This window comes from Rickettsia argasii T170-B (genome assembly GCF_000965185.1).
Lineage (GTDB): Bacteria > Pseudomonadota > Alphaproteobacteria > Rickettsiales > Rickettsiaceae > Rickettsia > Rickettsia rickettsii.
On record NZ_LAOQ01000011.1, the window covers coordinates 1 to 11,068 of the forward strand.

Below are 11,068 nucleotides of genomic sequence, written 5' to 3' on the forward strand. Positions count from 1 at the left end.
CATAACCAATTATCTAAAAAGGATACTAATATATGACTAGCATTAGCTTTAAATACTTCTTGTTGTTGTTCTGCATTCATTTGTGATAGAAAAAAACACTGAATATTAGTATTACATATTTCTTTTACTACTGATACTATCTGTCTCGATTTCTCTTCATCACTTAACTTATTAAACATATATTTTATTGCTACTGGATTTTTGCTATCTACTCTATTATCTATTCTATAATATGTTAATACTTGAAATACACACTCATTTATGCTACAATTAGTTTCATAATTTGCATTATAATCACTAACCATTTTGTTTAATTCAGTAAAATCTCCTGTTAGATGAGCAGTCCAAAAATATACCATTGTTTGTATATCAAAACACCATAAGTCTAGTACAGTATCAACAACCTTTGGTATGATAATTGCTATATCGTCTTCAAAACAATATGCACACGCTAAATGATATTTGTTATTGTCAGATAATTGCTCTTTAGCGAGTAACGTTTTAGCTGTCTCCTTATAATCTATTATTCCTCTTGATGTCCAAACCAAGCTATCTAAGTAATTTACTGCTATATTGCGTATCTTGATAACGATAATTATTACAAAAAACACGATTATCTTGGTATTCCATCCAATCAAATATTTCCTGCCATATAGGATTAATAGTATCTGATAAGATTTTCCTGATAACATCGAATTCAGATAACTCTAATACCATATCTAATATCTTATTTTTAACTCCTTGGCATAATTCATTCATATCTTTAGAAGAGTTATATCCTTCAGATAATGTAGATAATTTGATTATTGCATCCTGAATATCTGCTCGACTCCATAATGTAATTACTATCTTAACAGCTGATATATGTTCAAGAGATGGCATTAAGTAATATCTAATTACATTTTCTTTCAAAGGCCCTTCTACAGCAATCTTTGCTCTCTTTAAAAAGTTAGTGCTGTGCATTTCATTGTTAGCTAATTTTCTCTTATTCATTTTATTATCCTGATTATTTTCCTACTCTTTAACATTCTCCCATTCTTTATAAGTATTGACAAGGTAAAATTATCATAGATTGGTATTCATTAACACGAATTAGGAGTGAGCCCAAATATTGCATGAGGTCAGTTTAAACTCAACCACTATCAGCTAAGAACTGATAGGTCGATTGAAAGACACCAGAAGTGTGGTAGAGTTAAGCTAAAAAGCTACTTGAAAATCTAATATTAGCAGGAGTTTTGCACTTAGCAAAGAATATGTTAATCTAGAGAAAAATAGTTTTAGTTAAAATGGCAAGATCAAAATGTAGCAAAGACTTATATAAATCATTTTTACAAGCAAGTAGCGTAAGATATGCTGGTAAAGCATTATCTGAAGTAAGTCCAGTAGTCTCACTATTTATTATTATTTAATACAATATTTTAATTCTTAAAATTATCAAAAATATTTTTACCGATTTTAGTCCACTGATCTTGGACATTAGGATGTTGTATTAATTCTTTTTTCAGAGAAACAAAAGCACCTAGTAAACTGTTAGTGGGTAAATCATCAAGTTTCGCTTTAACTACTAAACCACCAATTTCAATTAGTCGGCAAGTTCTATCTTTTCTTTCTTGAATTTTAAGTCTTGCTTCTTCAGTAATAATTTTAGCTTTTTTTTTGTTCTAATTTTAATTTTTGTTTGGTTATATTTTTCATAAATATTGACATAGTTTTACAGATTATTTTAATTAATACATTCTGACATGTCATGAATGACTGATATAATTTTGGAAGTCAAATCCATAATTGCAAGCAATAAAAAATTCTGTGAAATTTTCATCTGAACCAGTGAATTAATAGATATAAATCTATACTTTAAAATCCAACGTTCAAAACAAAAATGCAGTTAAAATCAAGATAATCCCCATACCTAACCGAACCAGCAAACTAAGATCAATAGAAATAAGCAAAGATGGTTGCTATTAATCAAACTACGTTGACAATTAGCAGATAGAGAGGTTGGTCTTTGTTTGATAAAACAAAGCAAAGCGGGTAGGTAGGCACTTAGCGTGCTTTCCTCCCAAAGAACCGTACAAGCATATTGCTATGCATACGGCTCAAGCAATTTACTAACAGCTGCAATTAGTTGGCCTCGCTTGCTATGTACTTGCCTATGACAGTTTGTATGCAATAGGCACAAATTGTTAATATGGTCAGTGCCGCCACATCTTTTAAGTATTTTATGATGGACTTGTACATTTTCTCCATTATCTATTGAATCTAAACAAACAAGGCATTTACCTTCTTGTCTACGCCAAAGAATCTGTCTGGTCTTAAAGAAGTACTTTGGTTTACTAGCTTGACGTTTTTGCCAGTATTCCTTAGTGCTGGATTATCAGGAGATGCTTTGCCTTTAACTAGAATATGTCTTTTAATTGCTGTCCATTGTAATTTCCATAGATATAGATCTTTACTTTTATCCATAAAGACCCAATTATCATTTCGAGCTTTGATTCTGCCCCAATACTTCTCTTTAAGCCACTTCCAGTATTTATTAGGATGTCTTCTACAAGCAAATCTTGCTTGTCGCATCCACATCCAACGATCTAGTTGGATAAAAGTTCTTTTGGCGACAACCTTGTTAAAATAACTGCACCACCCCATTATTCTAGGGTTAAGATTTTCAATTATTCTATCAATTCCCCATGCGAAGCTTCTTTTCCATTCAATCATTATTCGCTTTTTAAATGATTTAATAGTATCTTTGGACGGTTTGACTAGTAGTGTTACACCTCTTCTTCTACTTTTAGTATTATATTGACGAATATTAAATCCCAGAAAGTCAAAACCCTCCTTAATATGAAGTATCTTGGTCTTTTCTTCTGATAATCCTAATCCTCTAATATTTAACCAATCGTTGATTATCTGCTTTGCTTTGATACAAGAGCTTTCAGATTTTGCACAAATGACAAAATCATCTGCATATTTGACTAAAGCATATTCAGACTTAGGGTGGAGATGATCATATTTATCATAAGTTATGTTAAGTATGTCTTCCATTCCATGAAGAGCGATGTTTAAAAGTAAGGGACTGATTACTCCTCCTTGAGGAGTACCAACTGTTGTTTTGGTGAATTGATATTCTTCCATTACGCCAGATTTAAGCCATGCTTTAATCCAATTTCGTGCTGGAAAATTTCCTACAATCTTCAAAAGAAAATCATGATCGATATTATCAAATGCACTTTTAATATCAGCGTCTAATATCCATCCCCTAGTTGTACCAGGGCAAACAATAGCAGAAATTCTCTGTATTGCATCGTGGGTGCTACGTCCAGGTCTAAAGCCGTAACTACTACCCTCAAACTTAGCTTCCCAGTATGGTTCAAGTGCTGATTTAACAACAGCTTGCCTACATCTATCCAAAATAGTGGGCAAGCCTAGAGGTCTATGTTTGCCCTTTCTTTTAGGTATGTACACACGCTTGATTGGTTTAACAGATAATAGATTGTTATCTATTAATTTGTGCATTAATAGATTTCTTTCTTTATCTGTATTAACAACTATTTTATCAATACCAGGACTTCTCTTCCCTCGATTGATTTGGGTAACACGTCTTATAGCAAGTAATTTATTTGACCTTGACTTTAACATCAGTTTCTGTAGACTACCTACTAGTTTCGTATTACCATTTGCAGATGCCCTATAAATACGTTTACGAAGATTATTAACCTTTTTATTAATATCCTGCCAATCAATTGCATACCAATGGATTTGTTCGAAATTATTATTATCATTAGTCTTAATTGTTACATTTGCGTTTAGCATCTAACTTTTCCAATATAATTCATAATCTTGTTTACTTATTTAGGGTAAATCACCAGTCTTAAGTCAGCATCATTTCTGATTAGCACATAGTGCCTATACACCCAGTTATGTATTCCTGTAGTCTTTCGACTTAGTGTCATTAGCTTTTTAAGACCTCTCTTACCTACTATCAGTTGCCAAATAATAGGCTTACCACGTTTCACTAATTAAAGATGCGTTATGTTGGTTACCTTCTTTATACCGGGGAACTGGCATTTTTAAAGAAGGTCGCGTGTGCCTTCTTACAGCTAAGCTTTTCAGCTTTATCCCTATAACAGATATTATCTGGAGTATCTGCTTTTATATTTACGATATTTTCCAAACAAAGATTCACTTTCGTTTAACCAATTTTAACTTTACTTTGCCCCTATTTCCTATCCAGATTAGTACTTTAGTTAGGCTTCTTATTGCGCTTAGCACAAGGTCGTTACCAACCTTGCACCGCAATAATAGTAATTAGGTCTAAATGCAACCTAGCCGCAATATACTTGCAGACTTTATTTTAGTGCCATCGTGTCGCACCACGCAATATATAAACCTGAAGGTTTATTATTTGCTTGCTGGTTCATATGTTTTAGATTCAGTGGATGATTTTAAGATTGCATGGTAATGTTATTCAGGATTGAATAAGATTGAGATTCACTAACCATGGCGATACAGTTTGCAAGAATAGAAATCGTAGGCAGAAGTGAAGGCAAAAATGCTTGCCTTAAAGCTGCCTATAATGCCAGGCTGATTATTAAAGATGAGAGAACTAACATTACTTACAACTTTAGCAAGAAGGGAGATAATGTTTACCATGTAGTTTTGTTACCTACTCATGTAGATCAAAAATTCAAAGACCCAAGGGTCTTGATGAATGAGGTAGAGCGTCTAGAGAAAAGAAAAAATAGTCAATTATTAAAAGATGTAGTTATAGCACTGCCTGATGATAAGGAATTAGATTTACAAGATAGGATAGCAATTACTCATGAAATCATCAAAGAAATGGGATGGGTAAAGAATGGGCTTGGAGTTCAGGTTGATATTCATAAGCCACATGATGGAGAGAAGAATTGGCATGCCCATCTGCTTGTGACTACCAGAAGATTTACAGAAAATGGTAAAGCTTTAGGAGCTAAGGCAGTAGATTTAAATCCTAAATTTGCCAAAGTTAAGGGCAAAGCATTTATTATCCCCGAAGATCAGATAATTCATGAGAGAGCTAAAGAAGTAATCAATAAATATTTTGCTAAGTTAGATTTAGAAATCCGAGTAGACCCGATAAGTTTTATGCCACAGCAGCATGTCGGCCCTACTAGAATGAGAGGTATTATCAATGAAATAGCAGAGCAAAATAAAATATGTAAGCTAGCCCATCTTGAGATTGTTAAGAATAGCGATGGAGTATTAAATCGTATTATTCGTCATCAAGCTATTTTTACTAAATTGGATATAAAAAAAGCAGTAAAAGAGATTCCAGAAGAAGCAGAAAAGCAAAAACTAATAAGGGAGGTATTAAATTCAGATAGGCTGGTAAAACTATATAATGAAGATGGCACGGATACTAAATACTATACTACTCAAGAGATACGGGATGAAGAATTAAGGATACTAAGAATAGCAGATAAGGTAAATAGCCAGATTCATTTTAATAACGTTATTAAGCTTAAAAGTGCTATCGATAATCTTGCAAGTGTTAATGAAGCACAAAGAGAAAGTCTGCAGCATATTTTAATTAATAATCAAGGGATTAGGATCTTGCAAGGTAGAGCCGGCACCGGTAAGTCACAAGTACTTGCTGAAGCTTATAAAATTGCCACCAATCATGGGCAAAATGTTATAGGACTCGCTCCTACTCATAAAGCAGCATCGGAGCTTAAAAGTAAAGGCTACCAGAAGTGTCATACAGTAAAAGGGTTTTTATTTAAATTGTATAATGGCAAAGCTGATTTACCAAGAAATAGCCTGCTAGTAGTAGATGAAGCAGGGATGGTAGGTAATAGTGATTATTTAGAATTATTAAAAGTAGCAAGGAGTAATAATTGTAATTTGATACTTGCTGGAGATGAGAGACAACTCACTTCCGTTGAGCGAGGAGGAATGTTTGCAGTATTGGCTAGTAAATTTGGCTCATATGAGTTAAGTAGAATTAGAAGACAGAGTAAAAAATTAGCAAGAGAAATGGCTTCATGCTTTGCAAAATCAGATATTGCCGGTGGCTTGCGTTTACTTGCACAACATGATGGTTTAAAGGTTGATCATACGCTAGAAGAATCAATGGCAAGATTAATTAATGATTGGAGTAATAGCACATTTGCCCTAAAAGAGCGTTTAATCATTACCATGCGTAATGTTGAAGTAGATAGTATTAATCAAGGAATCAGGGGGTTACTAAAAGCTAGAGGTTTGCTTGCCGGTAAAGAGTATAGACACTATCTATCATCTGAAAAGCACGAAGATTATATGGCAGGAGATCGTATTTTATTTAAGACAACTAACAAAAATTTACAAATAGATAATGGAGATTTTGCAACAATTACTTCAGTAAGTAATGATAAATTTATTGCTAAAACAGATAGCGGAAAAGAAATAGAATTTAATCCTCAAGATGTAAGCTTTAAACATGGCTATGCTTCTACAGTGTATAAAGCACAAGGAGCCTCAATTAAAGATGTCTATGTATTACATAATCTATCAGGAAATAGCAGAAATTCTTATGTAGCCATGACCAGACATATAGAAGAGGTAAAACTCTACTATAATAGGGAGGCTACCAGGAATATAGCAAGTTTAATATCGCAACTTAGTAAAATAGATAATAGGCTATCCAGCATTAATTTTAAAACTTTAGAAGAGTTGCTAGCAGTTCAGGAAAGCAAGAGTCCTAATATTATAGATAAAGTAGGTAATTGGTTTAAAGGGGTAGTAGAAGATATTAAGGATAGATTACACAGTAATGATAACTATTACCACTTAAGAATAAGCTCAAGACCACCTGCTAAAGTAGCAGAAATTCTAAGAAGCACTAGCACAAATTTTGTCACAAGCCGTAAAGCCCAAGAAGAGCGGAAAAGCTCTTCTTATAACCTTACGAATTGTAATAAACAAGATACAACAATAAGTGTTAAGTTACAAGAGGATATTATGGCAAAGAATAAAATAGATTATAATTCTATTAATAAACAAAAAGCACTGGAATTAAAACAAAAATTATCATTTAAAGCGGAAGAAATAGGTAGAAATTTGCTAGGCAGTCCAAACAAGCATTTATCAATAGTCAAGTACTCCGCTGGGAGAAAGATGGTAAGATAGCGATGAAGATAAATGGCAGTAAAGCTGGCATCTGGTATGATTTTAGTAAAGGAGAGGGAGGAGATTTATTTACCTTAGTACAAAGAGAAAAAAATTGTGATTTTGTAGAAGCTAAGAAATATTTACAAGATATGGTTGGTATATCAAACAATAGCAAGTTATTAGAAGATAAGATAAAAGAGCAATTTGACCAAAAAGTTAAGAATCAAGATCAACAAGCGAAATATGCTGAAATATCTAAGATAAAGAGAGCTGAAGAATTATATGAAAAATCAGATTCTATAATCTATATGACGCCAAATAATATAGCAAAAAAATATTTATTAGAACATCGTGGGATTAAAAAAATATTAACAGGATATCAACTAAATAATGATCTTAGAACCAATATGATGTGGGACAGTAATAGCAAACAATATTATCCTGCATTAATTGCTTTTGCTAGAAATAAAGATGGTAATATTACCGGTGGACAATCAATTTATTTAAACAAAGACACAAATAATAAAGCTGATATTGAGGTTAATAAACGTTCATTTGGTAGAATCAGAGGTTCTTTTGTTGAGATTAATAAAAATAACGAACAGCAGAACATACCAAACAGTAAAGATGGTAATAATTCAGCAAGTAATGTAACGATTATAGCAGAGGGGCTCGAGACAGCTTTAAGCATTGGAGAAGCTGGTATTAAGGGTAAAATTCTTTGTAGTTTAGGTGTCAGTAACATCAGGAACTATGAGCCTATCAAAGGAGAGAGAATAATAATTGCTGCCGATAATGATGGTAAAGAAGCAGTATCAGTTCGTACCATAATTAAGGCTCAGGACGAATTAATTAGCAAAGGAGCGACAGTCACAATAATACGACCACCGGGAAAAGGTGATTTTAATGATATGTTAAAATCCCAAGGAGCAGAATCAGTAAGAAATCTTCTAGAGCCTGAAATAATAAAATTAACAGCAGCTAGCAAGGCAACAGAACTTAAATCATCATTAAAAGCAAATGATAATAGCAAATCACAATTTCAGTCTATAGAATTACTATTTTCAAAAATGGTAAATAACGATAATAACGGACTAAATAATTTGCAGCAACAGCAAATACAAGCTTTAGCAAAGTTTGGCACAGCAGAGAATATCAATACTGCAATACAAATCTACAGAGAAAAAGGTATAGATTCTTGTCTGCTCTACAGTAACAAGATTTGCATAGCAGCAATAGAGCAGAAGATACAGAAAGATTTACAAATTATGAAGAATAAATTTGATCCTAATTATAATCTTGGTGATAAAAAATTTTCTGATATAATGATATATGATTTTCAAGGTAAAAGTCATCTCGTACCTGAAGATTACTTAAATGCCATAGGAAGAGATAAACAAGTAATGCAATATATAAGTCCAAGCTCAGAAATAGGTAAAGAAATAAAAAGTGCGGTAAAGCAAGTATCTGAGGTAAAGCTTAGTCAAGGAATAAGAGTTTAGGATGTAATGTAATAATATTTATCAAGTTTAAAAAATATAAATATATGAGTGAACAAGGAAATCTGCTGGGTGATCCAGATAAGGATAAGAAGAAAGCTAAGCATGATAAGATATTTCGTAAGGCTCTCGAGAATCCTCTAGTTGCTAATGAGTTCTTTAATGCACACTTGCCCCCAGATATTAAAAGTTTAATAGATTTTCCTAGTTTAGCAATGGAAAATACCACTTTTGTAGAAAGCTCTTTAAAAGATTCTATCTCTGATGTTTTATTCTCATGTAAATTTGATAAACAAGACGGATATTTATTTTTACTTGTCGAGCATCAATCAAAAGCAGATCATTTTATGGCTTTTAGGCTATTTAAATATATGATTAATATTTGTGAGCGACATTTAATACAAAATCCTAAATCTAAGACTTTACCATTAATATACCCAATGATATTTTTCAATGGTCAGGAGAAATATAATGTTGCAAGGAATTTGTGGGATTTATTTGCTAATAACAAATTAGCAAGAGAATTATGGATTAATGATTACCAATTAGTGAATGTCCATGAAATTCCTGATGAAGAGTTTAAACAAAGGATATGGTCAGGGATATTAGAATTTTTTCTCAAGCATATACATGAGCGGGAATTATTAAAAAGATGGCAAGAAATATCAGATATATTACCGGAATTAACCAAAATAACGATAGGCTATGATTATCTAGAAATGATATTATATTATACATTGACGAAGATAGAGCAAGCTGATAAAATAAAACTAGAGAATTTATTATCAACAAAGTTGAATCCAGAAATAGGGACAAGGCTTATGAGAAGTTTAGCAGAGCATTGGCAACAAGAAGGGAAAGAAATAGGTATTCTTGAAGGTTTACAAGTTGGTGAAGCTAAAGGTATCCAAATTGGTGAAGCTAGAGGAAAAGCTGAAGAAAGAGTTGAGATAGCAAAAAAAATGCTATCTCAGGGTTGTAATATTTCTTTAATTTCTAGTGTAACCGGTCTTGATGAAGCTTTTATTAGTTCTTTAGAATAAACATATTTCTTGTAAAATTTACTCTGCTGTTTGAAAAATCATTTATAAAAATTCTGAAATAACAAAAAAGTTTTTTATACACAGCTTACCTCTAAAACTCGTAATACTAAATTGGCGATTTAAAGAGGTATTATAATAGGATTTTTCTTTATAAGGTACCCCCCTATCAAACAATTAAAATCTTTTAAAAATGCCATTAACAATTTCTTATGGAAAATAATGAAAATATACCAATTCAATTTTCTATCAATAGGGTGAGTTTAAATTAGTATTCACAGAATATGAACATCTTTGTTACTGATATTTCTCCTATTGTGTCTGCCCAAGCATTAGATGATAAGCGTGTTGTTAAAATGATACTTGAATCTGCACAATTATTAAGTTCGGCAATTTTCATTAATAGTCAATCCATTTATAATGACATATATAAACCAACTCATTTAAAACATCCTTGTACTATTTGGACTTCTGTGAATATTGCTAATTGGAATTGGCTCTTTAAACACTTAGAAGCTTTATGTTTAGAGTATAAATTTCGTTTTAATAAGTTACATAAAACAGAAATATTGTTATCCACCTTACCAAAATATAATTATTATCTTCCTAATGGTACAATAACTACAATTATTAATTGTACTAGATCAAAAATCTTAAACTTAGATTTTACTAGTGTATCTAATGTATGTATAGCTTATCAAAAATACCTTAGTGCTAAATGGTATCATGATAAGATAAAACCTCGATGGTCTAAAAGAAATATGCCATATTGGTTTACATATCATGAATCGGTAAATCTCACTACATTAATTTGAAGATAGAATACCATAATACTCTATGTGTTATTTATGCACCTGTCCTGATTTGCTTAGGTTCTTCTAGAATATTTGATATTTCGTACACGGTAAATTTTGTCCTACTTGTTAGTATTTATCTTTTGAATAATACTAGCAATATTACTATTATCGAAAAAGTTAATTTATAATAATAGAGAGCTTTCTTATTACTAATTTATACACATAAGAATCTAAACTTACACTATATTTTATAACAAATGACTTAAGTTTAAAATACTGTATTATTAAAAATCCTACCTTATAATCAAGGTCTTTTATTATATTTGCTATAACATAGTGTAAGTTTAGCTTTTTAATAACAACATATATATTTTTCTTAAATTTGAATAAATTATGTGCATAATTAAGTTTTTAATTTATATTTTGAAATAAAATACTATGTTTAACCATTTAGATCAAATAGCAGATGTATTAAATAATACTAATCAATATAAAGTGATTAAACGATACAATAAACCGAATTATTATAGCATACCTGATGACAGGCCAAAAAAATAGGAGTGTTTTTAGATACAGAAACTACTGGATTATCTTATGTTACTGATAAAAT

Annotated in this window: 5 protein-coding genes and 3 pseudogenes; 3 read left to right on the forward strand and 5 right to left on the reverse strand. The window is 31.6% G+C overall.

Annotation, left to right across the window (positions count from 1 at the left end):
- The 5 genes and pseudogenes from RAT170B_RS07260 to ltrA form a co-directional block, all read right to left on the reverse strand.
- Nucleotides 1-611: pseudogene (locus RAT170B_RS07260) on the reverse strand (hypothetical protein); the annotation flags it as partial.
- Entirely contained in the window at nucleotides 550-993 is a 444-nt protein-coding gene (locus RAT170B_RS07265; RefSeq protein ID WP_045806020.1) for a hypothetical protein, read from the reverse strand. The gene RAT170B_RS07265 and the pseudogene RAT170B_RS07260, both read right to left, overlap by 62 nt.
- A gap of 425 nt (nucleotides 994-1,418) precedes the next feature.
- Nucleotides 1,419-1,695 (reverse strand): annotated as a pseudogene (locus tag RAT170B_RS09295) (conjugal transfer protein TraD).
- Between the two features lie 388 nt (nucleotides 1,696-2,083).
- Nucleotides 2,084-2,302: an HNH endonuclease gene (locus RAT170B_RS12510; RefSeq protein ID WP_222595561.1), complete on the reverse strand. Its 219-nt coding sequence runs from the start codon at nucleotides 2,300-2,302 to the stop codon at nucleotides 2,084-2,086.
- Nucleotides 2,260-3,807, reverse strand: a complete 1,548-nt coding sequence (gene ltrA / locus RAT170B_RS07270) for a group II intron reverse transcriptase/maturase (protein WP_052692005.1) — start codon at nucleotides 3,805-3,807, stop codon at nucleotides 2,260-2,262. The genes RAT170B_RS12510 and ltrA overlap by 43 nt, the downstream gene beginning before the upstream one ends.
- A 687-nt stretch (nucleotides 3,808-4,494) precedes the next feature.
- Between ltrA and RAT170B_RS07275 the strand changes: the two are divergent.
- From RAT170B_RS07275 to RAT170B_RS07890, 3 genes and pseudogenes are all read left to right on the forward strand, one after another.
- Nucleotides 4,495-8,624: pseudogene (locus RAT170B_RS07275) on the forward strand (AAA family ATPase).
- A gap of 44 nt (nucleotides 8,625-8,668) precedes the next feature.
- A complete protein-coding gene (locus tag RAT170B_RS07280; protein WP_045806021.1) occupies nucleotides 8,669-9,664 on the forward strand; it encodes an Rpn family recombination-promoting nuclease/putative transposase in 996 nt (331 codons plus the stop codon).
- Nucleotides 9,665-9,945: 281 nt separating this feature from the next.
- Nucleotides 9,946-10,476 (forward strand): pyrimidine dimer DNA glycosylase/endonuclease V, encoded by a 531-nt coding sequence (locus RAT170B_RS07890; RefSeq protein WP_052692007.1) that lies wholly within the window; start codon nucleotides 9,946-9,948, stop codon nucleotides 10,474-10,476.
- Nucleotides 10,477-11,068 lie beyond the last annotated feature (592 nt).